The 26,015-nt window shown below is 36.1% G+C and carries 25 protein-coding genes, 1 pseudogene and 1 riboswitch; of the genes and pseudogenes, 21 read left to right on the forward strand and 5 right to left on the reverse strand.

Annotation, left to right across the window (positions count from 1 at the left end; translation table 11 throughout):
- Nucleotides 1-270 precede the first annotated feature (270 nt).
- From BN1066_RS21055 to BN1066_RS13395, 8 genes and pseudogenes are all read left to right on the forward strand, one after another.
- Complete coding sequence (locus BN1066_RS21055) at nucleotides 271-468, forward strand: pyroglutamyl-peptidase I family protein (protein ID WP_281250274.1); 198 nt, start codon at nucleotides 271-273, stop codon at nucleotides 466-468.
- A gap of 31 nt (nucleotides 469-499) precedes the next feature.
- Nucleotides 500-804, forward strand: a pseudogene (locus tag BN1066_RS21060) (pyroglutamyl-peptidase I family protein).
- A gap of 192 nt (nucleotides 805-996) precedes the next feature.
- Entirely contained in the window at nucleotides 997-2,178 is a 1,182-nt protein-coding gene (locus BN1066_RS13375) for an MDR family MFS transporter (RefSeq protein WP_077319968.1), read from the forward strand.
- 14 nt (nucleotides 2,179-2,192) lie between these two features.
- Nucleotides 2,193-2,936: a Cof-type HAD-IIB family hydrolase gene (locus tag BN1066_RS13380; protein WP_077319969.1), complete on the forward strand. Its 744-nt coding sequence runs from the start codon at nucleotides 2,193-2,195 to the stop codon at nucleotides 2,934-2,936.
- 175 nt (nucleotides 2,937-3,111) lie between these two features.
- On the forward strand, nucleotides 3,112-3,240 hold the full coding sequence (locus BN1066_RS20865; protein ID WP_425445280.1) for a hypothetical protein: 129 nt from the start codon (nucleotides 3,112-3,114) through the stop codon (nucleotides 3,238-3,240).
- 675 nt (nucleotides 3,241-3,915) lie between these two features.
- Nucleotides 3,916-4,098, forward strand: coding sequence for a cold-shock protein (locus BN1066_RS13385; protein WP_077319970.1), 183 nt, complete (start codon nucleotides 3,916-3,918; stop codon nucleotides 4,096-4,098).
- A gap of 372 nt (nucleotides 4,099-4,470) precedes the next feature.
- Entirely contained in the window at nucleotides 4,471-5,994 is a 1,524-nt protein-coding gene (adh, locus tag BN1066_RS13390) for an aldehyde dehydrogenase (protein ID WP_077319971.1), read from the forward strand.
- A 22-nt stretch (nucleotides 5,995-6,016) separates the two neighbouring features.
- Nucleotides 6,017-6,379 carry a DUF779 domain-containing protein gene (locus BN1066_RS13395; protein ID WP_077319972.1) on the forward strand — a complete coding sequence of 121 codons (363 nt, stop codon included), beginning with the start codon at nucleotides 6,017-6,019 and terminating at the stop codon, nucleotides 6,377-6,379.
- Nucleotides 6,380-6,859: 480 nt separating this feature from the next.
- On the opposite strand, the gene BN1066_RS13400 is transcribed toward BN1066_RS13395, so the two are convergent.
- Together BN1066_RS13400 and BN1066_RS13405 are read right to left on the reverse strand one after the other, a co-directional pair.
- Nucleotides 6,860-8,869 (reverse strand): penicillin-binding transpeptidase domain-containing protein, encoded by a 2,010-nt coding sequence (locus tag BN1066_RS13400; protein WP_077319973.1) that lies wholly within the window; start codon nucleotides 8,867-8,869, stop codon nucleotides 6,860-6,862.
- A 76-nt stretch (nucleotides 8,870-8,945) separates the two neighbouring features.
- Nucleotides 8,946-9,881 (reverse strand): LCP family glycopolymer transferase, encoded by a 936-nt coding sequence (locus BN1066_RS13405; RefSeq protein WP_077319974.1) that lies wholly within the window; start codon nucleotides 9,879-9,881, stop codon nucleotides 8,946-8,948.
- A gap of 889 nt (nucleotides 9,882-10,770) precedes the next feature.
- Here BN1066_RS13405 and BN1066_RS13410 point away from each other — a divergent pair.
- The 10 genes from BN1066_RS13410 (at nucleotide 10,771) to nagB (ending at nucleotide 19,021) form a co-directional block, all read left to right on the forward strand.
- Nucleotides 10,771-11,346, forward strand: a complete 576-nt coding sequence (locus tag BN1066_RS13410) for a TasA family protein (RefSeq protein ID WP_077319975.1) — start codon at nucleotides 10,771-10,773, stop codon at nucleotides 11,344-11,346.
- A gap of 80 nt (nucleotides 11,347-11,426) precedes the next feature.
- Entirely contained in the window at nucleotides 11,427-11,999 is a 573-nt protein-coding gene (locus BN1066_RS13415; protein WP_143695827.1) for a TasA family protein, read from the forward strand.
- A gap of 120 nt (nucleotides 12,000-12,119) precedes the next feature.
- Nucleotides 12,120-12,878 (forward strand): amyloid fiber anchoring/assembly protein TapA, encoded by a 759-nt coding sequence (tapA, locus tag BN1066_RS13420; RefSeq protein ID WP_179104395.1) that lies wholly within the window; start codon nucleotides 12,120-12,122, stop codon nucleotides 12,876-12,878.
- On the forward strand, nucleotides 12,875-13,441 hold the full coding sequence (sipW, locus tag BN1066_RS13425; protein WP_077319978.1) for a signal peptidase I SipW: 567 nt from the start codon (nucleotides 12,875-12,877) through the stop codon (nucleotides 13,439-13,441). Before tapA ends, sipW begins: the two co-directional genes overlap by 4 nt.
- 26 nt (nucleotides 13,442-13,467) lie before the next feature.
- Nucleotides 13,468-14,112, forward strand: a complete 645-nt coding sequence (locus BN1066_RS13430) for a TasA family protein (protein WP_179104396.1) — start codon at nucleotides 13,468-13,470, stop codon at nucleotides 14,110-14,112.
- 831 nt (nucleotides 14,113-14,943) lie between these two features.
- Entirely contained in the window at nucleotides 14,944-15,087 is a 144-nt protein-coding gene (locus tag BN1066_RS13435; protein ID WP_143695831.1) for an anti-repressor SinI family protein, read from the forward strand.
- A gap of 58 nt (nucleotides 15,088-15,145) precedes the next feature.
- Entirely contained in the window at nucleotides 15,146-15,472 is a 327-nt protein-coding gene (locus tag BN1066_RS13440; protein ID WP_077319981.1) for a helix-turn-helix domain-containing protein, read from the forward strand.
- Between the two features lie 823 nt (nucleotides 15,473-16,295).
- Nucleotides 16,296-16,442 (forward strand): hypothetical protein, encoded by a 147-nt coding sequence (locus BN1066_RS20300; protein WP_179104397.1) that lies wholly within the window; start codon nucleotides 16,296-16,298, stop codon nucleotides 16,440-16,442.
- A gap of 669 nt (nucleotides 16,443-17,111) precedes the next feature.
- Nucleotides 17,112-18,296, forward strand: coding sequence for an N-acetylglucosamine-6-phosphate deacetylase (gene nagA / locus BN1066_RS13445; RefSeq protein WP_077319982.1), 1,185 nt, complete (start codon nucleotides 17,112-17,114; stop codon nucleotides 18,294-18,296).
- Entirely contained in the window at nucleotides 18,296-19,021 is a 726-nt protein-coding gene (nagB, locus tag BN1066_RS13450; RefSeq protein WP_077319983.1) for a glucosamine-6-phosphate deaminase, read from the forward strand. The genes nagA and nagB overlap by 1 nt, the downstream gene beginning before the upstream one ends.
- Nucleotides 19,022-19,793: 772 nt before the next feature.
- Here the strand turns inward: nagB and BN1066_RS13455 are convergent.
- Nucleotides 19,794-20,426, reverse strand: coding sequence for a YigZ family protein (locus BN1066_RS13455; RefSeq protein WP_077319984.1), 633 nt, complete (start codon nucleotides 20,424-20,426; stop codon nucleotides 19,794-19,796).
- 175 nt (nucleotides 20,427-20,601) lie between these two features.
- On the opposite strand from BN1066_RS13455, the gene BN1066_RS13460 reads away from it, so the two are divergent.
- From BN1066_RS13460 to BN1066_RS13470, 3 genes are all read left to right on the forward strand, one after another.
- The gene (locus BN1066_RS13460; protein WP_077319985.1) at nucleotides 20,602-21,741 is read left to right on the forward strand and encodes a sensor histidine kinase; all 1,140 of its coding nucleotides are present in this window, start codon (nucleotides 20,602-20,604) and stop codon (nucleotides 21,739-21,741) included.
- Between the two features lie 112 nt (nucleotides 21,742-21,853).
- Entirely contained in the window at nucleotides 21,854-22,546 is a 693-nt protein-coding gene (locus tag BN1066_RS13465) for a response regulator (protein ID WP_077319986.1), read from the forward strand.
- A 397-nt stretch (nucleotides 22,547-22,943) separates the two neighbouring features.
- Nucleotides 22,944-23,786, forward strand: a complete 843-nt coding sequence (locus BN1066_RS13470; protein ID WP_077319987.1) for a DegV family protein — start codon at nucleotides 22,944-22,946, stop codon at nucleotides 23,784-23,786.
- Between the two features lie 583 nt (nucleotides 23,787-24,369).
- Nucleotides 24,370-24,482, forward strand: a riboswitch (SAM riboswitch).
- Nucleotides 24,483-24,997: 515 nt separating this feature from the next.
- Here the strand turns inward: BN1066_RS13470 and BN1066_RS13475 are convergent.
- Both BN1066_RS13475 and BN1066_RS20305 read right to left on the reverse strand, forming a co-directional pair.
- The gene (locus BN1066_RS13475) at nucleotides 24,998-25,312 is read right to left on the reverse strand and encodes a hypothetical protein (RefSeq protein WP_077319988.1); all 315 of its coding nucleotides are present in this window, start codon (nucleotides 25,310-25,312) and stop codon (nucleotides 24,998-25,000) included.
- Between the two features lie 37 nt (nucleotides 25,313-25,349).
- Nucleotides 25,350-25,526 carry a hypothetical protein gene (locus tag BN1066_RS20305; RefSeq protein WP_179104398.1) on the reverse strand — a complete coding sequence of 59 codons (177 nt, stop codon included), beginning with the start codon at nucleotides 25,524-25,526 and terminating at the stop codon, nucleotides 25,350-25,352.
- Between the last annotated feature and the right edge of the window lie 489 nt (nucleotides 25,527-26,015).

A 26,015-nucleotide genomic window follows, 5' to 3' on the forward strand; every position in this document is an offset into this window, starting at 1 on the left:
TACTTCTTTTTTGTACTATAGGAAAGTATAAAATTTTAGGGTTTATCCCGCATGTAAGGTGCCATATTTTTCACATTTCAAAGATCTGCTTATCATTTTGCAACTTTATGAGAAAAACGGCACCTAAATGCCCGATTGTTTCATCTAGCATTTCTTGGGAAAAGCATCCAAGAAATGAAGTTTCACTTTATCGTATAAGAAAAACGATAGCATTCGCCATAAAGACTTAGCGACAAGCCAAGTTTTCTAAGATAACCGATTAACCTGACAATGAAAATTGTTCAAGATATCAATGGTGCACATCTAAATGGCTACGCGATTATTGGGAAGGTGCTACCAGTCGATTTTAATCAATCTGGTAAACAGGTGATTGAGTATATAGAGGAAATTAACCCCAATGCTATTATTTCGCTAGGTGTAGCAGCTAGAAGAACAGCAATAACGGGAGCGAATTGCAATAAATTGTAATGACGGCGAAAAAGATAAGCAAAGATACCGGCTGCAAACTGAGAAGATCTTTGAACATGGTGCAGATGACTATTTCTCTACATTGCCAATTCAACAAATGATTGAGTCTTTACCAAAGGCGAAGTTACCAGCCAGATTTTCCAATACTGCAGAACATATCTTTGTAATAATGTGATGTATCATGCCTTGCATTACTTACATGAGAAACATTTACGGTTGCCGGCTGGTTTTATTCATATTCCGGCGTCTCATGAACTTGCGATGGAAAAAATACCTAGTTGGTCAAAAGTGGATCTAGTGGCTGCAGTTAAAATTATTATTAAATGTTTGGAATGATAACATGATTTAGTAAAATCCTTGATGATAAAAGGAGTGGTTTAGAAGAAACCTGCTATTAACTATCGAACTTTAAATCTCTTAAAAATTGTTAATAAAAACTTAACAAAATCCCTAGTTCTCCTTCGTTGCTTCGTTTGCCGAAATAGTTTAAAATAGCCTAGGTACGAACATAAGATAGCGGGTGATAATATGCCGAAACTAATTTGGTTGCTTGTGATTGCAACTACTGTAAATGTTACTGGGGCATCTTTTTTATGGCCTTTAAATACGATATATATGCATAATGAACTCGGTAAAAGTTTAGCTTTTGCAGGGTTTATTTTAATGTTTAACCAGGGAGCATCGATTGTAGGAAATTTAATTGGCGGCGTAATGTTTGATAAGTTTAGTCCCTATAAAACAATTCTCTATGGTACGGGATTGGCCATCATGTCATCTATTATAATGGTGTTATTTCATCGGGACATCTTATTCTATTCTACGTCCCTCGTGCTAATCGGATTTGGATCTGGAATAACGTGGCCAGTAATGTTTGCGATGGCAGGATCACTTTGGCCGGAAGGAGGAAGACGGGCTTTCAATGCTATTTATGTAGCCCAAAACTTAGGGGTAGCCCTAGGAGCAACGATTGGCGGTTATGTTGCCAGTATATCCTTTGACTACATATTCATTGCAAATGCCTCATTGTTTGCAGCATTCTTTTTAATAGTTTTATTTACATTTAAGCCAATGGATCAAGCGAAGGATAGACAGATGCATACTACTGTTATCAATCAGCATCGGAAAATTGAGGATAAACGTGCTTTTATTGCTTTAATGATTTTATGCGGCGGCTTTTTAATCACGTGGATTGCTTACAGTCAATGGCAAACAACTATTGCATCGTATACACAGGAATTAAAAATTCCTCTGGAGCAATATAGTTCTTTATGGGCTATCAATGGTTTCCTTATTGTTTTAGGTCAACCTCTGATAAAATGGATTACGGGGAAAATAACTTCTCAGAAAAAGCATATATATCTTGGAAATACAATTTTTCTTATTTCCTTTGTAATAGTCCTAATAGCAGATAAGTTTAGCATGTTTGCTATTGCTATGGTAATCTTAACAGTGGGAGAGATGCTAGTGTGGCCTGCCGTTCCTTCCTTAGCAAATGAATTAGCCCCACAGGGACGAGCGGGATTTTATCAAGGAGTGGTTAACAGTGTAGGTGCAGCTGGACGTATGGTTGGTCCAGTATTAGGTGGACTTATTGTAGATGCATTTAATATGGAGCTTTTATTCTTCACGCTGTTAGCTTTATTATTCATTCCTTATATCACTACATTTGCTTATGATCGGGGTATTGCGGGAGAAAGAAAAACGGAATAAATGGAGGATACGACATGAATCAACCTAAGAAGGACATAAAATTAATAGCATTAGATATGGATGGTACGTTATTAACAAAAGATCATGAAGTGACGCCAATTACTCGCCAGGCAATTGCTGATGCAATGGAGAAGGATATTCACGTAGTATTGAGCACCGGACGCTGGCTACAATCTTGCTATCCATACGCAGAATCGTTAGGCTTAGAGTCTTATCTGATCACAGTCAATGGTGGTCAAATTTGGACAAAGGATAAGCAACTATTGGAGCAGCATACACTCCCAGCTGAAAAATTAGAAAAAATGTATCATTTGGCAAAGGAGCTAGGAATGTCTACTTGGATGATTTCAACGGATGACATGTATCGTAATTGCATACCTGAAGATGTTCATGAACAGCAATGGTTGAAATTTGGCTGTGAATCCCATAATGAGATTATTTTAGAAAAAATGTTAAGAGAGCTTTCCTATATAGAAGGCTTAGAAATCACTAATTCTTTGCCGACAAATATGGAAATAAATCCTGAAGGCGTCAATAAAGCTCAAGCATTGCAAAAGGTTTGCAATAAAATTGGTATTACGATGAATGAAGTTATGGCTGTTGGCGATAGTTTAAATGATATAAAAATGATTCAGCAGGCGGGCATTGGCGTTGCGATGGGGAATGCTCAAGAAGCAGTTAAGAAGGCTGCAGATTTTGTAACAGATACGAATAATAATGATGGAGTAGGAAAGGCAATTAAACGCTTTGCTTTATAAATTTTAAAGAGGCTGGGGCAAAACCCGGTAAGTAACAAAATAAGTGTAGTACCCACCATAAAACGGAGAAGGTACTACGCTTGTTTTTGTTTTTAGTATTTTTATTTTAGTAAATAAAAAGGACACCTTTTGCTAAAATTAAAGTTGCCGCACAATAATTTTCGGAGGTATCCCTATGTTTAAACATTATGCCATGAATCTAGTAATTTTACTGTTAGATTTAGAAATAAAACTTCAAGAAAATGAAATTGCCTATGCCGTGAATGATTTGGTGGATAGTATCCCCAGACGAAGCATTCAATAGCTATTTGCACGACATTGGTTGTCTAACTTATCATCCACGACGATAAACTGTACCCACATTATTGCAATATGTATAAAATACCAATATTAGGCATATGATAAAAATGAAAGAAAGAATGTCATAAGTCTACATAAGCTAATTAGTTCCCCCTCCAGTTAATTATTTGGTGATGAACAAAAAAATGTGAATAAAACTTCAATTATCTTAGCAAATTTATATGCTCCTAGTGTGTTCAAAACAAGAGATAAAAATTCTTACGGATAGCTAAGATTGTAACGTTCTTTGAAAAACGGTGATGTATTGTTATTGACGTTCTCCTTGTCCTTAAAAAACCCGATTTATCGCTTTCAACGTTCTCTTGTCCACCTGAACAAAATGGGAATTTTTAGGTACCGATATCACAGCGCTGTGTTATTTTAATTCAAAACCATTAAAGAAATAGAGTTACTGTCACTTTTACATGGAGGATTAAAATTTCACTCGCGCCGTCTTAACTTAGGAGCAAAATTTTATATCTTCTAATAACGTACGATGAAATTCGAAGTGTTATTTTCACCGAATATTTTGAACAGCCTCTTATAAGTATGATTATCCTGGTATTGTAATTGTTACAGAACTTTCTTTCTTGCAAAAAAAGGCGTATAATAGATATATTATAGGAAAGGAGATGCTATCATGTCATTTTCACGCGGGCCAAAAGAACCGGTTCCAGAAGTGGAGACTAATATTTGGTCATGCACGAACGACGATTGCCAAGGATGGATGAGGGAATCGTATAGTTTTGAGGAGGAGCCTACATGTCCACTTTGCCATTCCTCCATGAAAAAGGAGATACGTGTTCTCCCGGAAATAAAGTAGCATACCACTCAAAAGTAGTATCTCCGGATTATATTACTCGGTGCTTCTAGCTCTTGATTTTATATCAAGGGCTTTTTTGCACGTTAGGAAAGTACTAAAGTTTTAGAAGGAATTGAAATAAAAATGGAAAATAGTCCCATATCTAAGGTGCCCCGTAAGACCCTATCTCCAAGCTCTTCATAATGAAAAAAGATTTGCTTCATATAACACGCTTAGCCAATGGTCTAATTAGCATAATTTAATTTTCATCACATACTATAAGGTAACGCATATTGGTGGAAGAAATGTAAATGGATAGTTATACTCTGGCAGCAAATGATCATTTATTTTTTCTTCCATGTAAACGTTCGTGAAAGGGAGGAGAAAGTTTAAATGAGGTATGCGAATCCTAACTCATCAGAAGCAATTGTTCACTTTAAGAAGAAGTATGATAATTTCATCGGAGGAGAGTATCGTCCGCCAGTTAACGGACAATATTTTGAGAATGTCAGCCCAGTTACCGGTGAAGTGTTTTGTGAAGTTGCTCGATCTACAAAAGAAGATGTAGAATTGGCATTGGATGCCGCTCACAAAGCAAAAGAAGCGTGGGGGCAAACTTCTGTAACAGAGCGTGCATTGTTACTGAATAAAATTGCTGACCGAATGGAAGAAAATTTAGAGCAACTTGCCGTAGCTGAAACATGGGATAATGGAAAGGCAATTCGGGAACCATTAGCAGCAGATATACCATTAGCAATTGATCATTTTCGCTATTTTGCTGGAATAATCAGAGCACAAGAAGGCGGCGTCAGCCAAATTGATAAGGATACCGTGGCTTACCATTTTCATGAACCGTTAGGAGTAGTTGGGCAGATTATTCCTTGGAATTTCCCATTATTAATGGCAACTTGGAAACTAGCTCCTGCATTAGCTGCAGGAAATTGTGTAGTACTGAAACCAGCCGAGCAAACTCCTGCCTCTATTCATGTTTGGCTTGATATTGTTAAAGATATAATTCCTGCAGGTGTAGTGAATATAGTTAATGGGTTTGGTTTAGAAGCAGGTCGGCCGCTAGCCTCCAATAGCAGAATTGCTAAAATAGCCTTTACCGGAGAAACAACAACAGGTCGTTTAATCATGCAATATGCTTCTGAAAATATTATTCCGGTTACATTGGAACTGGGAGGAAAATCTCCAAATATTTTCTTTGCTGATGTGATGGATAAGAACGACGGGTTTTTAGATAAAGCCGTGGAAGGTTTTGTGATGTTTGCACTGAATCAAGGTGAAGTTTGTACTTGTCCCTCTCGCGCTTTAATCCAAGAGTCCATTTATAATGAATTCATGGATCGGGCATTAGAGCGGGTGAAGCAAATTAAGCTCGGTCATCCATTAGATATGGAAACGATGATGGGAGCTCAAGCATCACACGAGCAGATGGATAAAATTAAGTCTTATTTGGATATTGGAAAGCAGGAAGGTGCTGAAGTTTTAATTGGTGGTGATGTTCGTAAATTAGACGATGAAGAGTTAAAGCGTGGCTATTACATCCAACCGACGATTTTTAAAGGTAATAATAAAATGCGCATTTTCCAAGAAGAAATTTTTGGACCGGTACTTTCTGTTACAACGTTTAAAGATAAAGATGAAGCTTTAGCGATTGCTAACGACACATTATACGGGCTCGGTGCAGGAGTATGGACAAGGAATATTAATACAGCCTACCGTTTTGGAAGAAATATTCAAGCGGGTCGTGTATGGACAAATTGCTATCATCAATATCCAGCCCATGCTGCTTTTGGTGGTTATAAAAAATCAGGGATTGGCAGAGAAAATCATCTAATGATGCTTAGTCATTATCAGCAAACAAAAAATCTTTTAATCAGCTATAGTGAGGATCCAACAGGACTATTCTAATGTGTATAAAAAGGGGGATCATATGGCTGAACGGGTAACAGCGACGAAGGAGGCGCTGGAATTAATAGAGAAATTAAAAAACATGCATGGGGATTTAATGTTCCATCAATCTGGGGGCTGTTGCGATGGGAGCTCACCAATGTGCTATCCTAAGGGAGAATTACGAGTGGGCGATTCGGATGTCTTTTTAGGAAGCATAGGGGACACACCTTTTTATATTTCGAAAGATCAATATGAATACTGGAAACATACGCAACTGATTATCGATGTTGTAGATGGCAGAGGAGGGATGTTTTCTTTGGAAGGCCCAGAGGGAAAACGATTTCTTACTAGATCGCGTGTGTTTACAGAAGAAGAGTGGAAAACTTTAAACGAACAAGCGTAAGCGCTCAAATAACGATGCGATGGGAAACTAGAGAATTTCTGATGGGATAACGTGAAACTTTACCCCGCATGTAAGCTGCCGTAAGACTTCTACTTTAAGAGCTCATAAAGTGCGCCAAATCATAAGCATATTTTTCATGAGAGAAATACGGTTCCTTATATTCGAGATAAAAAACATACCTCCAAACAGGGGTATGTCGACGCTTGAGCGGCAAGTCCACTGTTTGGAGGCCTTCCTTTAGATTGGAACCAATGTCGATTAATCACAGGAAGAAGACCGAAGTTTTCTTTGAGCGCATGAGTAGAAGACAAGTTCTTACGAATAACATATGCATCGTGTGAGACAGATAACGTATCCTTTCTTAGACAAGAACAGATGGTTATGCATATTCAGTACGTAACCATCTGTTAGGTTTTTAGGCTAAACAATCGACTTGGCAACGCTCAAATTTTTGTCTCGTTTCTTTCATATACTGGTCGATTATTCTTTTAGTTTATTTAGAATTTCGATCGCTTTTTCCGTTGAATAGCTGCCTTTTCCTTTGGTTTTTTCAATCATAAGAGAAACAATGATATCTTCATTTTCGGTTGGATAGCCTACAAACCAACCATTTTCTTGTCCATTATCGTCGCTTGACACCTTTAATTCCGCTGTACCTGTTTTTCCTGATACCGGGAACTTTGCCTGCTTGCCAGCTGTTTTTGCCGTTCCACTTACTACTACATCGCGTAAAGCATCTTTTATAACCTCTGCTTGATCAGCTGACAAAAGATTTTCCTTCCAAATTTGTCCTTTCTTTTCATTTGCTAACAAGGTTGGCTTCAGCATATTTCCTTCATTTAAAAATGTAGAATAGGCGATTGCAAGGTGGAGGGAGCTCATTTCTAATTCGCCCTGTCCATAGCTTGTGTTTGCTAGTAATACTTCATCCTCTAATTTTCCGGTGGAAGAAATAGATGATGTTGTGATCGGATATTCATATGGGAAATCTTCTCCCAATCCAAATTGCTTTAAACCTTTTTCAAACGCTTCAGACCCCATTTTAACGGCTTGCATAGCGAAATAAATATTGTCAGAACGGACGATAGCATCGTGTAAATCAACAGGACCATTTGATTCAGAAACACGAGTAACTTTATAATCTCCCCATCCTTTACCATTGCTCCATTTTAGTCCCTTTATATTTAGACCTTCCTTTGGAGCGATCGAACCATTTTTCATACCAATGGCTGCTGTAATTGGCTTTAATACAGACCCAGGTGCGTATGTAGAATAAAAACGATTTAACAATGGATTTTTTGGATCATCTTCTAGTTGCTTCCAAATATTCGGTCTTGTTCCATATAATATTTCATTTGGATTAAAGGACGGGCTGCTTACTAAGCCAAGCGTTTCACCTGTTTTTGCGTGAATAACAGATACGCTAGCCATATCGCCATTTAAAATGTCGTATATTTTCTCTTGGATATTTATATCAATTGTTAACTTAATATTTTCCCCATTTTTACCTTCTTTTTCAGCAAGTAATGTTTCGTCTCCTTCTTTTACAACGAGGATTTTAACTCCTTTTTCCCCTCGTAATTGCTCTTCGAATAGTTCTTCAAGTCCCCGCTTACCAATCATATCACTTGAATCATAGCTCCCTTTTTTTTCCTTTATATCCTCTGAGGTAACCGGGCCAATGTAGCCTACTAAAGTGCTGGTAGCAGCACCACCAGGATAGATACGACCGGATGTTTCTTGTCTGGTAACACCTTCAATGGTTACAAGCTGATTCCAGAGCGTTTCATCTGTTTTGGTGATTTTTGCAATAGGGACAAATAAATTAGGCTTTACCCAGCCTTCATTTAATTTCTCATCTATCGTAGCAACAGATAGTCCGAGTAATTCTGCCATTCTTTGTTTACTCTGTTCAGGGTTTTTCCCTAGCTTTTCTGGAATGATACCAACTTCATAAATAATATCATTCATCGCTAAAGGCATTTCATTACGGTCACGAATTTCCCCGCGAATTGGAGGTGTCGTTTTAATACGAAGCTCTCCGCCATCTTTCATTTGTGGAAAAATAAAACCAGGATCCCAATCAATATACCAGTTTTTATCATCATCTGTTCCTTCCTGTACCAAACTTGCTTCATAATCAAAAGAGATAGGACCGGCAATCGTTTTCATGCTAACTGTAAATGGTAACACTGCTTTTCCATCATCCATCGCCTTTTTTACGGATTTTTTACTTAGTTTCTTGAAGTCGATCTTCAAATCTGAAACCTTTATATCTTTATAAATTTTTTTGAATCGATCAACAAATACTTCTTTTTTAAATGTTTTTCTTGATGTTTTACTTAGCATTTGGTGCATTTTATCAAAATCCTGATCATTCCAATGGTTTACATAGCTAGAAAATCGTTCGTTTGGTGTGGGTTCCTTGTTTGAGCAAGCAACTAACAATGCCATCAAAACGACAACTGCAATAACTAATACTTTTCTCATAGTAACCCCCAGAAAATATGTTGTATACGTCAAGTAACATGGACTGTTTACATCCATGTTACTATTTTTGTCTTCCTTACTTGGCATTCATATGTTGTTTAATCTCTGTAGTAACACGATTAAATTCTGAATTTGGCACTACGTAATACCAGATACCTCCAATGGTTTGTCCGCTGCCACTAATTTCTATCGTAGAAATATTGTTTCTTGTTCCACGGTAATCACTGAAAAGGGTTTGCATATTATCCATGTCCAAGTTTGTTTTTACATTATCACCAAGAATGTTAAGGATATCTCCTACTTTTGTAATGCTGGAGAAACGGGCACCTTTTTTGATGGCAGCAGTGATTACTTCACGCTGTCGCTCATTTCGTCCAAGATCTCCCTTTGGATCGTTTTTTCTCATCCGAATGTAGTCAAGTGCCTGCTCACCATTTAAGCTAATTTCCCCTTTTGGAAAGTCAGACCCCCCTTGAGAGAAAGCAGTGTTATTAACTACAGTAACCCCTCCCAATGCATCTATGCCTTGCTTAAAGCCTTCCATATTTACTCTTGCATAGTAGTGTATTGGTATATCAAAATTATCTTCTACTGTTTGCATGGCAAGTTCTACATCTCCAAAAGCATATGCATGATTTATTTTATCCTGTCCTCTTCCTGGAATAGTAACATATGTATCTCTTGGAATGCTTAGCATTTTCATAGCATTTGTTTTGGGGTTTAGTGATAATAGAATCATGGTGTCCGATCTCCCTTTATCACCGCTTCGTTCATCAACACCAAGTAATAAAATGTTTACTGCTTTTTTTCCTTTGAAAATGGCTTCCAGTTCTTTTTGTCTCTCGGGATCATTATCTCTGGACAAAGGATTATGCATCGTTTCTACTGTATTGCCAATCTGATTCCAAAAATAAAAAATAGCTCCTCCCAATGCAAGTAAAAGAACAAGTATTATTCCGCCAAACCAATAAAACCATTTTCGTTTTTTCTTTCTTCCAATACGTGAGTCCAATTTTTTCACTCCTATACACGCCTGTTTATTTTTAGCTTGATCAGAATCGTTGTACCATTGTTTTCTCGCGCTGTTGTAAAGATCATCTCCATTTGTCGATACAAAGGCTTATTAATACTTACCAATTTGTTTTAAATAGCCTTAATTTGTAAATATTCGTCGCAATATATAAGTAATTACTTTTTTGATTATATCTAAAATAGTTCTTTTCGTCTATGTTTCATCAACTTAATTAAGATATAAAAGGCGATTTTGAAAAGGCGTGTTCATCTTATTTTTACATTTTACATATGAACAGAAATCTTTAAAAAATCCAATTGTTTGATGATGCTAATGGAAGGAGCTTCCTCTTTCAATAAAATTAAATTACCTCTTTAATCTTACTCATATTCAAAATTCCTCCTTGTTCTTTATTATAATGTGTAGCTATTCTTTCCATTTTACGAATTTTAATCAGTCCCTCCTCCCCTATTTAGGATCGTTTGTTTTCCATTACTATCTTTTAAAAACAGGTTCGGTTGAAACTAATATCAAATTCTTGTAGTACTGAGGATTTTTATTGGGAGTTTACCCGCGTCTATTAATATACAATCGATCTTAATCAAGAACATTTTTTTATAAATTTAAGTAAATTAAAGCAAAAATAAGAAAACAAGAGGGAAAACGTTCTCAATAACGAAAGCGAGTGATTTTTCGGGTTTTGCATTTACGGGGCAGAATAATATACTTTAGTTGTTGTTCGTTATATAAAACGATAAAGAGCTTAGTAACGAACAAAACATTGCTACATATTTAGAGAGGAGGATAGAAGTATTTTCTGGCTTTTGCAATTGTATTAACAAAATAATACTAATTTAAATTAGACAATTATACTGGGAGGAAAAATAATATGAAATTAAAAAAGAAACTAGGAATGGGAATAGCAACTGCAGTTTTGGGTATTGGATTAATCGGAGGAGGAACTTTCGCATATTTTAGTGACCAAGAAGCGGTAGAAAATTCATTTGCAGCTGGAACATTGGATTTAGGAGTAGATCCGACCATTGCTTTTAGCGTAGACAATTTAAAGCCGGGAGATCATATGACAAGATCCTTTAAAATGACGAATGAAGGAACGTTGGATATTGGAAAAGTATTAATGAATACTAGTTTTTCTGGAACGGAGGACTTTGAAGATCATTTAAAGGTAGACTTTTTACAAAGTGATGGTAAGGTAATTGAAAGCCTGAGTGGAAAAACAATTGCTGAACTTAGTGAAGTCAAAGACCAAGATATTACGCCAGGATTTTGGACTTGGTGGCCACTTGTTCAAGAGGGTAAAGGTATTCCTCTAGGAACGGAAGACACGATCAAAATAAAAGTTACATTTGTTGACAATGGTCAAGATCAGAACCATCTGCAAGGAGCAAATTTAGACGTTAACTTTACATTAGATGCGCTGCAAACTGAAGGAGAAGCGAGATAAAATAGGAAATTGATAAAAAGTGGAGGTAAAAATACGTCCTCCACTTTTTATTCTTGCTGGAAGAAGGCGAGGTAAAAGGTATGGATTTAAAGAAAAAATTAGTTTTAAGTATGGCTACAGCAATGTTGGGAATGAGTTTAATAGCCGGGGGTACGTATTCTTATTTCAATGATAGTAAAGAAACAGACAATACCTTTACAACAGGTATTTTGGATTTAGGTATAAATAAAGAATCTATTATTAAAATGGATAATTTAGTTCCTGGAGACACAATCAATGAACATTTTGAATTAACCAATGACGGCACGATCGATATCAAGGAAGTGCTACTTCATTCTGATTACAAAATTATGGATAAACGTCAAAATAACAATGAAGATAATCTCGCCGATTATATACAAGTAGAGCTTTTACATCATGTAAATGAAAACAAAAAAGTAATTTTTAGCAAGAAGCTATCAGAATTGAAAAAAGAACCTATCTCGATATTGCAGCAGTTTCCAGCAGGTAGCGCTAAAGAAAAGTTTACAGTACGATTTGAGTTTAAAGATAGTAAGGGTAGTCAAAATCACTTTCAAGGAGACTCTCTAAATTTGAAGTGGCGTTTAGAAGCCATACAACGTGATGGTAAACCTGAATTCATAAATGAATAACGGTTTAAGGAGGGAGTAAATCTCCTTCCTAAGTATTGTGATATATTTAAAAATTTAAAATCCAGCTTTATGTTTTTAAATATATCATGATACAAAATGATTTCTAAAGGTGGGATGAATGTGAGGAAACCAAGATTAAAACATGACCAACATAAAAACAAGCAGGGGTATTTTTGGTTGAAAATTTTATGCATTTGCTATGTTTTTGTTTTTGCTACTAGTCACTTAACTTCTTCAACAACCGCACATTTTAATGATGAGTTATCTCTAAAAGGCAGTATGGAAATAGGAAAGTGGCAAGAGGCGAAAGCAGAAACGTACCATCTTGAATTTCTCGATGACCGTTTACAAAACGTTGAAGCTTGTGAATCTGCAATGTTAAAAGTTAAAGTCAAAAATAACGGTGATGGAGATATGATGGAGCCACTTACGTATGAAGTCATGTTTGCAGAAAAAGGAGATCCAATAGAACAAGGAAAGAAATTACCACTTCGTGAAGGTGAAGGGAAAGTCTCTGCATTAGCAAAAGGGGAAACAGCAGAATTACAGATTAGTGCAAAACAGACTGGAGCATACTCATTTTTAGTAAAACAACAGGATGGAGAATTAGTATGGAGTAAGAAAATAACGGTGCAATGTAACGAACGTAAAACGAAGCGAGATGAAAATAGTCCTAAAGCTTCAGAAGCAAAAGAAAAACCGGAGCAATCAGAAGTAGAAAGTAAAGATGACAAACAATTAAATTCCAATAACGATGTAAATAATAAATCAGACACAGAAAGCGATTCAGAGCAACAACAAGCTAATTCACCCAAAGCTGAACAACACTCGACTAAATCACCTGATGCTCTGAAAAAGATGGAGGGAAAAAATAGATGATAAAAGGAAAATTAGGTAAGTGGTTAAATTGGATTGTTAGTTCTATATTGATGGTTACATTAATTGGTGTTGCCAGTCTAGTAATTGTAACGAAGTTCTCTGGAGGAGAACCAGAAGTCTTTGGATATCAAATAAAAACGGTTCTATCCGGTTCCATGGAGCCAGATATCCAGACTGGTTCTATTATAGCGGTCAAAACGGTTGAAGACGGGAGTAAATTTAAAAAAGGTGATGTAATTACATTTATGGCCGATAAAAATAAGCTGGTCACTCACCGAATTATTGATGTGAAGAAAACAAAGAATGGCGTTGCTTATACTACAAAAGGGGATAACAATAACGCAGCTGATTCTAATCCTGTTTTAGCTGATAATGTTGTGGGAGAGTACAAAGGAGTGACTATACCTTATCTTGGGTACGTTGCCAATTTTGCACAATCACCTAATAGAAGTATTTTCTTATTAATCGTTCCTGGAATTCTTTTACTTTGTTATGCTGGATTCTCGATTTGGCGAACTTTAGCTAAATTAGAAACAGTAAAAAAATCAGAGCATACAGGTTGATGAGAGGCGGTATAAGGAGAGGATATATGAAGCATAAAGTCATTTTTACTTTTATATGTACCATAATTATTTTTTGTTTTAGTAGCAAGTACGATTCCATTGTTAATGCACAGGACGGGGTTGGATTGGAAGTAGATCCTGATTCCGTTTTGTTTGATGTAAATAATATGAAGCCGGGGGACTGGGCGTCAAGAGATGTAAAAATAAAAAATCGTGGAACCCAGCCATTTATGTATAGCATAAATGTAGAGAGTAGGGGAATGAAAAAGCTATATAATGAGTTGCAGCTTGAAGTTTTCATGAAGAAAAGAGAACTGTATAGCGGGAAGTTAAATAGCTTTACAAATATAAAAGCTAGACATTTAGCGCCAGGTAAGCAAGATGATATTACGGTTACGATTCGATTCCCTGAAGAATTAGGAAATGAGTATCAAGGTCTTGAGGCTGACTTCGCAATTATTATTATTGCAGAAGGAGAAGCGAAACAACAAGATGAACAAACGGTCATTGGGAAAATTGGTACTGACAAATACGATTTTGGTTCTAAACTCCCAAATACAGCAACCAATACTTTTGTGTATATTTTACTTGGTCTATGCTTAATAGGAATAGGGATATTTTTATACTTAGTCATTAGGAAATACAAAAAGATAAAACAACTGAAAATTTAAAATTGACCCATTTTTAGCTAACGAATAATATTTTTTAAACTTGGACATTGTTTTAAAAGGCACTACAAAACTAGTTATAATACGACAAAATAAGCTAGACCTGAAACAGGAATAATATAGTATAATAGCCTTAAAGAGGTAATTAAGAAAGTACAATTTGGTAAAAATGACACATTGATTTTCATCGTAGGTTAACGCTAAAGTTAAGATAACGGGAGTGGAAAAAATGTAAAGTTCTATGTAGGAGAAACTGGGTAGTTTGCAATAAAGGCTTGGGTCGTCTACATGTGGATAACTTTATTGAAAAGTAGCATCGTTTAGCTTATGTGCTCAGAGCTGTAGCAAACTTCAATCTTTTTCCTATGATAAGTCAACACTGGCTCGAATCTAAAAGAAGCCTAACTAAAAGCGGACTTGCCGCTCAGGCGTCGGCATATCCCTATTTTAGAGGCATGTTTCCTTTATCTTGTCAAAAGTTCTTCAATTTGTATGTCGCTAAACGAATGCTTAACCTTTTTAACGGCTAGGAAACGGTATCCGTTTTTATATCATGGTTATCTTGTTGAAAATAGCTTGCATCGTCTAGCTTATATGCTAGAGCAACTAGCAAACCAGACGTGCTAGTGGTGGAGTTATTTATAGTTATTAGGATAAGGAAGCTGTGACAGCCAAACACCGTGACCTTTTAAGGATGCTGTACGCTTAGCCAGCTTAGGTCTAAAACACGTACTAAAATAAAGCGTTATCAATAGAGATAAATATATACAAGCAGAGAAAAGTTTTAGGGAATAGTTTAGAATAAATGAATAATTATATTGGGGGATGAATCGGATGAAGTTAAAACAAATTTCTTTGGATGTAGAGTGGGTGGAACTAATAAAACAAGCAAGAACATTAGGAGTGCCAATAGAGGAAATTCGACGGTTTTTACGTACGGTACAAAAATATAATAATGTCCCAAAAAATTTGTTTTAGAAATAGTATAACTCACCTCGATTATGGTATAATGCCATTTGAAAGAAGGTGACTGCTTTTGATAGGGGAAAAAATAAAAGAGCTAAGAAAAGCTAAGAAAATGTCTATTTCAGAGCTGGCAGAAAAAGCTGGGGTTGCAAAGTCATATTTGAGCTCAATTGAGCGAGGTATTCAGGTTAATCCCTCCATTCAATTTATTGAAAAAATCAGCATCGTTTTAGGTGTGTCCATAAATGAATTAATTCGAGAAAATCAGAGTAAGCAAAAAGAAGAATTAGATGAAGAATGGTTAGAAATTGTTCAGGAAGCAATGGAATCTGGTGTATCAAAAGAACAATTTAAAGAATTTCTTGAATTTAATAAGTGGCGAATTAATAAAGAGTGACCGTTAAGCAGTAAGCTGACGGTTTTTTGTTGTTTAAAATTATGATACGATACATAGTTTTATTATAGTAAAGTTTGGGGTAATATTGAAGACAAATTTTTATATTGTGTCCAAATCGTATAAGACTTCTCTTTTAACTTGCCAATGACCGATTTAACTCCACGTTTTTAGACGTTATCCGCTCTTAGCTTTATCTTTATTCGTTCATATTAAGTTTGATGTCAGCATACATCCACGTAGAAAAAGCGTTCTTCTTTTCTGAAGTTCTATTGTTTGTAAGTCGCTAACTGAGCGCTTTAAGCTTTTGTTCGGTATCGCGAAAGCAATAATTATTACGACCATTTAGCACTACAAAAAACTTAAGCTAATGGGTAGTTGATCGAAAGTAAAGAAATGGTTGTAATTAATAAAAGAATCCCTTTTTGCCCATGATTAGCATAGTATATAACGTGAAATAAAGGAAGATTTATAATAAAAAATTGAAATTACCATACTCAGAAAAACAGGTTTTCGAGCTTAAGGAAATGAATGAGTTGGAAATAGTTGTGAAAAATTTTAACGTACTTGTTGGAGGTTGTAAAAAATTATTAATTTAAAGTATAAGTAGAGGCTAAGGATTGATCTACTATATACTGGCTAGATGATTTTTCTTTATTTTCGCTTTTTTAGAAAAATAACTAAAAAGATTGTTTAACATTGTACTTTCTAGTAGAATTTATAATGGATTGAATAAAAAATGTATTTTCGCACAAAATGTTGTTGTAAAAAAGCTTGGAAATTGTCAGTTTATGAATAAATGAAATGGTAAAAGGCGGGGAAAATAATGGGTGAGCAAGAAAAGTACAAAAACTTGCTTAGGAAAGTAATTCAGGAAACGGAAAACCATAAAATTCAAACTTCAGAAGAAATGGTGAAAACGCTTATTAAAGAATTGCAAAGCAGTGCTTTAGGCAACACAGCAAATTCATAAGTTATAAGTTGCAAAAAAGCAGTATTCTCCAATAGAGATACTGCTTTTAAGTACATAATTTAGAGACTCTGTAATTGAGAAAGAAAGCCGTTGGTTACTTCAAGGAGAAAAGTGTTTTTTGAATGAAGTTACACTTTATAACGATATTGGTTAACATGAATTTTGTGAAAAAAACCACATTATATGATACGATGTTCTTAACGCAACTTAACTAAAAAGAACAGTTTAAACTAACTTAACAACTATAGAAATCAAGAAAAGTAAAATTATTTCCTAGTATATTAAGTAAGGTTAAAATTTTAGCTCAATAGAAGTTGATCAGATATTGTGAAGTATAAGTGCAACTAACGTAGTCTCCTTTGTCAAAGGCTCGAAGCCAGCTTAAGTTTTCAATAAAATAGTAAGCTATTACTGAATATGATCTAAAGCCCTTACACTAAATCGAATAAGGTACGGATGCTTCAGCCTGTCAACCCTGAGCTTTTGTTCAGGTTGTCTTTTTGTAAACGATAAAAATTGCTGAAGTCTATTTATTATTCACTTAACGGGCAAAAATTTATTATTTACTGAAGTCGCCGAACTATGTCAAATAATGGGGAATAAAAGGTCTAATGAGAGGGCTGCTTTATCTATATTGAGTTCTGTGCATCAGGAAAGGAAGCGAAGCAAATGATTAAAATTACCCCGATATTAATTAAAAATGCAAAGGTATACACGGAAGAACAAGTTATAGAGAACGGGGCTGTGTTAATGCAATCAGGGAAGATTACTGATATTTACCAGCCTGATGGTAAATATCGTAGTTTACCAGAAAATCTAAAAGTTATCGATGGAACTGGCTTATCTGTTATACCAGGGTTTATAGACGGACATATTCATGGTGCAAATGGTGCAGATGTGATGGATGCTACAGAGGAAGCCTTAGATACGATGGCTTTAGTGCTGCCTAAAGAGGGAACGACAAGCTTTTTAGCTACAACTATTACTCAAGCGCCTGAACAGATTGAACAGGCACTGATAAATGTGCGTAATTATGTTAATAAACCTGGTCAAGCAGAAATGATTGGCGTCCACTTAGAAGGTCCTTTTATTGAAAAAGAAAAAGCAGGCGCTCAGCCATTACAGTATATTATGAATCCTGATTCGGATGTATTTGATCGTTGGCAGGAATTATCTGGTAATCAAATAAAGACCATTACGATGGCCCCTGAGCTTGATCCAGATGGAAGTTTTATAAGTAAATTAGCTGCTAGTGGAGTAAATGTTTCTGCTGGGCATACAGATGCCGATTTTTCCCAGATAAAGCGTGCGATAAAACATGGAGTTCGTCAAGTTACTCATCTATGCAATGCAATGAATGGAATCCATCATCGTGATATCGGTGCAGTGGGTGCAGCAATGGAATTAGAAGAGTTACGAGCAGAATTAATTGCCGATGGGATTCATGTAGTTCCAGAAATGTTGCAAATTATTTATCGCAATATGGGAAGTAAAAGATTACTTCTTATAACAGACGCTATGCGTGCGAAATGTTTACCATCTGGGGAATACGAGTTAGGCGGTCAGCCTGTACATGTTTCAACAGATAGAGCGTTATTAGAAAATGGAACGTTGGCTGGGAGTATTTTGAAGATGCATGAGGGAGCTAAAAATATGCTTCGTCTAAACGATGTTTCATTAAAAAATATTATTGAAATGACATCCGTTAATCCGGCAAAACAAATTGACATATATGATAAAAAAGGAAGTATTACTCCTGGAAAAGATGCTGATGTACTGTTGGTGGATGAGCATTTGTCAATTAAATATACCATTTGCCGTGGAGTAATTGCATTTAAGGGAGATGAAAAGTAATGGAAATCATTAAAGTTAGGAATTATGAAGAAATGAGCGAGCGAGCGGGTGAAATGGTTATTGATACGATCAAGCAATTGAATCAGCCGGTATTAGGTCTAGCTACTGGATCTACACCAGAAGGACTATATCAGTATCTAATAGAAAAACATAAAAATAGAGAAGTATCATTTAAACATGTGACTACATTTAATTTAGATGAGTATGTAGGCTTAGAAAAAGATGATATTAATAGTTATAATTATTACATGAATGAAAAATTATTTAAGCATCTAGATATTCCACGCGAACAAACCCATTTGCCAGATGGAAATGCTTTGGATTTAAATGAAGAGGCATCAGAATATGAAGCACGTATTAAAAATGCAGGAAACATTGATTTGCAAATTCTTGGTCTTGGCTTAAACGGACATATTGGCTTTAACGAGCCGGGAACTCCTTTTACAAGCAGAACCCATATTGTGCAATTAGATGAATCAACCCGTCAAGCCAATGCGCGTTTCTTTATTTCTATAGACGAAGTACCTACACAGGCAATTACTGCAGGAATTGAAACAATTATGGAAAGTAAGCAAATTATTATGCTTGTTTCTGGTGAAAATAAAGCAGAGGCACTAGCACGTCTAGTAAATGGTGAAGTAAATGAAAATTTCCCTGCATCCATTCTCCAAAAACATGATAATGTAAAAATTATCGCGGATGAAGCTGCTTGCAAGCTGATATAGGAACTTAGTAGAAATAGGTACAATTTTCTAGATAAGAACAAAAGCTAGAAGCGCTTGGTTAGCGACGTACAAATAGCAGAACTTCTGAAAAGAAGAACGCTTTTTCTGCGTGCGATGCTTATTCAAGAAGTTTCCCTGTTCTTGAAAAACCGCGATGTATTGCTGTCGTAGCAACTCTTCCTTGAAAAAAGAACTTCGTGTGGTGTATTGCTTCGTAGCTTTCCTAGTCCTGTTACCTGAACAAATTGGGGATTTAGGAGCGATGTTCATTTATCCTAGGAAGGAGATTAAAGTTTGCTAGCAGCACAAGTGCTTAAGGAGACGATAATTTTAAAATTTATCCACCATGGGCAAACGGATAGATTTTCCTAAACAATGAAAAGCTGCCCAAAAGTTTACCCCGCATGCAAGGTGCCGTAAGACTCCCACTTCAAAATCTTGAGTTGATACAAAAGGTCTAAGTGGGAGAAAACGGCACCTAAATGCTTGATTCGTTTAACTAACATTTCTTGGGAAAGGCATTCCAAGAAATGAAGTTTCACTTTACCCCGCATGTAAGGTGCCGTAAGACTCCCACTTCAAGAGCCTGAGTTGGTACAAAGGGTCTAAGTGGGAGAGAACGGCACCTAAATGCCCGATTCGTTTAAGGGTCTTTAGGTCATACCTCCTGAGGTACTAACATTCAGTAGGAGATGGAAGAAAACTCCTACTGAATGAAGTTTCACTTTATTTATCAAGCTTTTGGGTGACAGCTATTATAAGCTGAGCAATTCTACATATCAATTTCTATATAGGTTGTATCCGCTTCTGTAATCTCTGCTTGGGCATTCGTATGATCAACAATAAACTCTCTAAATTCCTTCTCCTGTCCAACTTCTACATAGACAATAAACTCTACTTTATCTGTATAGTTAATGGTTTTAAGGATATAGTTTGATTGACGAAAGGCATGTTCCAGTTTACCGGATAATGTGTAATCCACAATAATCGAGAAGCCTTGCATTCGTTGTCTTTTTACAACTCCTGTTGCTTTTATAGCTTGAGATGTCGTATTGCCATAAGCGCGAATTAACCCACCCGCACCAAGCTTTATACCTCCATAATAGCGTGTAACAACTACAGCAGTATCTTTGAGCTGTTGTTTTTTTAAAACTTCAAGGATAGGTATTCCAGCAGTACCACTGGGTTCACCGTCATCATTTGCTTTCTGAATTTGATCGTGTTCACCAATTAAATAAGCTGAACAATTATGAGTAGCATCAAAATGTTTTTTCTTGATTTCCTGAATAAAAGCTTGGGCTTCTTCTTCAGTTTCCACTCGTTTAACATAGCCAATGAACCGGGACTTTTGGATGACTAACTCATTCATCCCTTGGTGTTTTACGGTAAAATATTTATCTAACAACTTGCATTCCCTCCTGATTAACATTCATGATAGAATAAGGAAAGCTATCAAAAGCTTAAGGAAATGAACATATTTGAGTATAAAGAAGCACAAGAATTATTCTCAAGTATGCTAAAAGACCCTATAAAAAAATCGTAGGTATGCGTATAATTATATCATAGGTTGGTGGGAAATAATGGCGCAGAGAATTAGTGAAAGAGCTTTAGACTATATTATTAATGAAATGATTGAAGTAGTAGAGAATAGTAAGGATGAGATTTTTAATATTAGCGAAGAAGCGAGAACAGAGCATGAGCATCTTGTAAAAGAATTAAAGGAAACAAAGATCAAAGTTGCGCAACATATTAAAGATGGAGATGAGCTGGAGCAAAAGGTCCGCTTTTCCCGGAGACGCTTAGCCGAAGTAAGCAAATATTTTGATCGATATTCGGAAACGGAAATACGAGAAGTATACGAAATGACTCATGCGATGCAAACGAAATTAGCTATGCTGCGTCAGGAAGAAAGTGTGTTGCGTGAAAAGCGAGATGATTTAGAACGAAGATTAGTAGCGTTAGGCCAAACGATTAAGCGGGCAGAAGGATTAGCAGGAAAAATTTCTGTCGTGCTTAATTATTTACAAGATGACTTTCAACAAGTAAATGAAATGCTTGAAGAAGCAAAAGAAAAGCAAGAATTCGGTTTGAAAATAATTGAAGCTCAAGAGGAAGAAAGACGAAAAATATCAAGAGAAATTCATGATGGACCAGCACAGATGCTGGCAAATATTTTATTACGTTCGGAACTCGTTGAGCGTACTTGCCGTAATCGAGATGTAGAGCAAGCCTTAGAAGAAATTAAAAGCGTACGTAAAATGATACGATCTTCTTTATATGAAGTACGTAGAATCATCTATGATCTTCGCCCGATGGCTTTAGATGACCTTGGACTTATTCCAACGATCAAAAAATATGTAGCTACCATTTCTGATTATAATGAGATAAAGATTGAATTTATTTCGATGGGTGAAGAAAAGCGATTACATCAAAAATATGAAATAGCTTTTTTTCGGCTAGTTCAGGAAGCGTTGCAAAATGCTGTTAAACACGCAGAAGCCTCATTAATTCAGGTAAAGTTGGAAATTGGCAAGAGTAGTTTAACTATGATTATTAAAGATAATGGAAAGGGTTTCGACCCCACGATGAAAAGGGACAAGTCATTTGGATTAATCGGTATGAGAGAGCGGGTTGAAATGCTAGAAGGAGAAATGGAGATTTCCTCCAAAATTGGAAAAGGTACAACTATTTTCATAAAGGTTCCATATACGTCAGTATAGCGGTATAATATAAAAAGATACTGAATTGTTATATTAAATATAAATATAATGCGTTCTATCATAAATAGCTTCTAGATTAAATAAAACAATTCTATATGGGAGGAACGGATACATGACTGCGGAAAGAAAATTACGAATTATATTAATTGATGACCATAAGCTGTTTCGAGAAGGGGTTAAAAGAATTTTAGATTTTGAACCTTCTTTTGAGGTGGTTGCAGAAGGTGATGATGGATCAATGGCTGCTAAGCTTGTGAAGGAGCATAATCCAGATGTCGTGCTAATGGATATTAATATGCCGAATATGAATGGTGTTCAAGCAACAACAGACCTCGTTCGCTATTTTCCTAACACGAAAGTTATTATTCTCTCTATCCACGATGATGAAAGTTATGTCACGCATGCATTAAAAACAGGAGCACAAGGTTATTTGCTTAAAGAAATGGATTCAGATGCACTTATTGAAGCAATTAAGGTTGTAAGTGACGGTGGATCTTATCTCCATCCAAGAGTTACTCATAATTTAGTGATGGAATATCGTCGTCTTGCTAAAGACCATGTTTCTTCTTTGTCTGATAATGGTGTTGAATATCGCCAACCACTTCATTTGTTGACGAAAAGGGAATGCCAAGTTTTACAATTGTTAGCAGATGGAAAAAGTAATCGGGCTGTAGCTGAAACATTATATATTAGTGAAAAAACTGTCAAAAACCATGTGAGTAATATATTGCAAAAAATGAATGTGAATGACCGTACGCAAGCTGTAGTTGCTGCTATTCGTAAAGGATGGGTTGAAGTTATTTAAAAGCACTAGTTAAATCATGTAATAAATACTCCAAACTTAAAAACTTCATTAAATAACGAAGATACATAGTGTCACCATCCTTTTTGGAAGTGGCACTTTCATCTTATTTCCCCTTTTTTCTAAATGACTTTTAGTTTTGCAAGTGATAATGTTTTAAAGTGGACGATAGATGAAGTCAAGCTTAAGAAGCGTAAGTGTATAGAACAAACAATGGAATAAAAGAAAAATCCTTTTATGGATAATGGCGAAGGAAAGGTTCTTCCTATGCTAGGTTATTTTTCTGTCTGTAAAAGAATGCATTTTTTAATACTTTCATGTAAAATAAAATGGAAACTGTTCTATTAAATGCTCATAGTTTCATAGTGAGCTAAAGTACATGAAAGAGGAGAAGGTTTGTATGAAAGTTGCTGTAATGACAGACAGCACGGCTTATATAGACAAAGAAATACGTGATAAACATCAGATTTATATGGTGCCTTTAAGTGTCCAATTTGCTGATGCTTCTTATCGTGAGGAAATTGATATTACAACAGATGAATTCTATCGGAATTTAAAAGAGAGTAAGGAATTACCAAAGACTTCTCAACCATCGATCGGAGATATTACAAGCTTACTAGAAGAACTAGCAAAAGATTATGATGCAGTTATATCTATTCATCTTTCCAGCGGCATTAGTGGTACATATCAAGCAGTGGTAAGTGCAGGGGAAATGGTAGAAGGAATTGATGTTTATGCCTATGATTCAGAAAGAAGCTGTATGGCTCAAGGTTTTCTAGTATTAGAAGCTGTTGAATTGATTGCAAAAGGGAAACAACCCGCTGAAGTTATTAAACGACTTGATGAAATTAAAGCTGCTACACGCAGTTATTTTATGGTTGATGACTTAAGTAATTTACAGCGTGGTGGGCGCTTAAATGGTGCTCAAGCAATTATTGGCAGTCTCTTACAAGTAAAGCCGATCCTGCATTTCGTAGACAAGATTATTCTACCGTTTGAAAAAATCAGAACAAAGAAAAGAGCCATCCAGCGAATACTTGATTTATTGGAGGAGGATGCTTCTCAAGGTCAGCGATTAAAAATAGCGTTTATCCATGCTAATAGGGAAGCAGAAGCAATAGAACTGCAACAAAAGTTTTTAGCTAAATATCCGGATATGGATACGACCATCAGCTATTTTGGACCGGTAATTGGTACTCATTTAGGAGAAGGTGCATTGGGAGTAACCTGGTATAAAAAATGAATGATTGGTTAGTCCATAACCTAACGGCGTATAAAAAACCTCTTCTAATTTATTATATTAGGGAGGTTTTTTAATACGTTAAATATGTTTTAACACATAAGTTAAACCGGCAAAAAGGAAAGTTTTAAATAAGCCTTATTGATGGAGCAGCACCTAATCTAGGTCAAATTGTTTTCCTTTTTATTAATAAAATAGTGATTTTTTGAAAAATTCCCTCTTGACATTCTATTATTAACGATATATAGTGGTGGTTAAGTTTAAGGGGATGTTCAAAAAGTTAAAATGACACAGCCAATTTTACCGTTGTCTAGGAATTTTCTACATTGCAACTAACTCTTTTTGAAAATTAAAAATAGTTAACTTGAGCGCTAAAGCTGTAGCAAACTCCACTAAACGAGTGCTTCTAGCTTCTGCTCTCGGCTTGCCTCTACTACACCACACACACTGCGCTAACGAAACTACGCTGCCTAGAACTTCGACTCAACAGAAGGTGGTCGTGTTGGCGTTGCAAAGGTTTCGTATCTTGGTCACCTTGGCCCTTCTTTTTGAACATTCCTTTAAATAAAAAAATATGTATATTATTTTCTTATCCAGAGAGGTGGAGGGACTGGCCCGATGAAGCCCGGCAACCTTGTGCATTCGTTGCGCATAAGGTGCCAATTCCTGCAAAACTGTTTTTGTTTTGAAAGATAAGAGAGGTGATGCAATGTCTTCTATAGCCCCTCTGTCTTTGACAGAGGGGCTTTTATAATAGTGGCGACATGAAGGTTAGCTTTTTTGTACTATAGGAAAGTATAAAACTTTAGGTTTTATAGTATAAGAAAAACTACAGCTTTCGCTAAAGACTTGGCGATAAGCTAAGTTTTTCTAAAAAAAGTAGCTTCATTATCTAGTTAAAGTGCTTAAGCGGTAGCGAACTTTAAAAATTTTTGAATTTGAACAAAAATTGCGCTTTTACAATCGTTTAACGCAAGTATTAACCAATTAAGTCAAACTGTAGTTTAACTGAACTACTGCCTTGGATAAAAGTGTACTTAATTTATCGGAAAAGAATGTTTTTATTGCTAGAAGAAAAAACTGTGGTTGTATGTTTAGCAAGTTCTTAATTCGAGATAGTCAAAAGGAATGTTGTTTTTAATGAATGTATATGGTTATGGTTGGCTGAATTCCAAGCCTTGGTTTGGGGCATTGCAACTGCCACGATATTATTTTTATCCCGCATGTAAGGTGCCGTAAGACTCCCCTACTTCAAGATTCTGATTTGGTCCAAAAGGGTCTAAGTGGTAGAAAACGGCACCTAAATGCCCGATTGGTTCAAGGGCCTTTAGGTCATACCCTTGCGGTACTAACATTCCGTGTAAAAAGCATTCCACGGAATGAAGTTTCACTTTATCCCGCATGTAAGGTGCCGTAAGACTCCCACATAAAAATCTTGAGTGATACAAAGAGTCAAAGTAGGAGAAAACGGCACCTAAATGCCCGATTGGTTCAAGGGCCTTTAGGTCATACCCTTGTGGTACTAACATTCAGTGTAAAAAGCATTCCACGGAATGAAGTTTCACTTTATCCCGCATGTAAGGTGCCGTAAGACTCCCCTACTTCAAGATTCTGATTTGGTCCAAAAGGGTCTAAGTGGTAGAAAACGGCACCTAAATGCCCGATTGGTTCAAGGGCCTTTAGGTCATACCCTTGCGGTACTAACATTCCGTGTAAAAAGCATTCCACGGAATGAAGTTTCACTTTATCCCGCATGTAAGGTGCCGTAAGACTCCCCTACTTCAAGATTCTGATTTGGTCCAAAAGGGTCTAAGTGATAGAAAACGGCACCTAAATGCCCGATTGGTTCAAGGGCCTTTAGATCATACCCTTGTTGGTACTAACATTCAGTAAGAGATGGAAGCAAACTCCTACAGAATGAAGTTTCACTTTATGAATATATTTGCTTTTTAAAATCTCCAGGGTATGGCTATGTTTAGTCTGTTAGTCGGAATATTCATTACACTTGTAACTGTGTCAAATATGTCTGCATCGAAAGGTATAGTGCTGTAAAATCCGACAAGATAGGGATACTGCATTTGTTTTTTTGATGTTTCTCTATGAGTTGTCATGAAAGGTTAGAAGAGAATTTTCAGGAAGTTCGGCAGAATAATACATTGAATTTTAATGCTTCGCTTATTTCTGGGTGGCTTATGTTTCTAAGTGTAAGTTTTTCTGCTTGCTGAATTATTT

It is taken from the genome of Virgibacillus proomii (assembly GCF_900162615.1).
GTDB lineage: Bacteria > Bacillota > Bacilli > Bacillales > Amphibacillaceae > Virgibacillus > Virgibacillus proomii.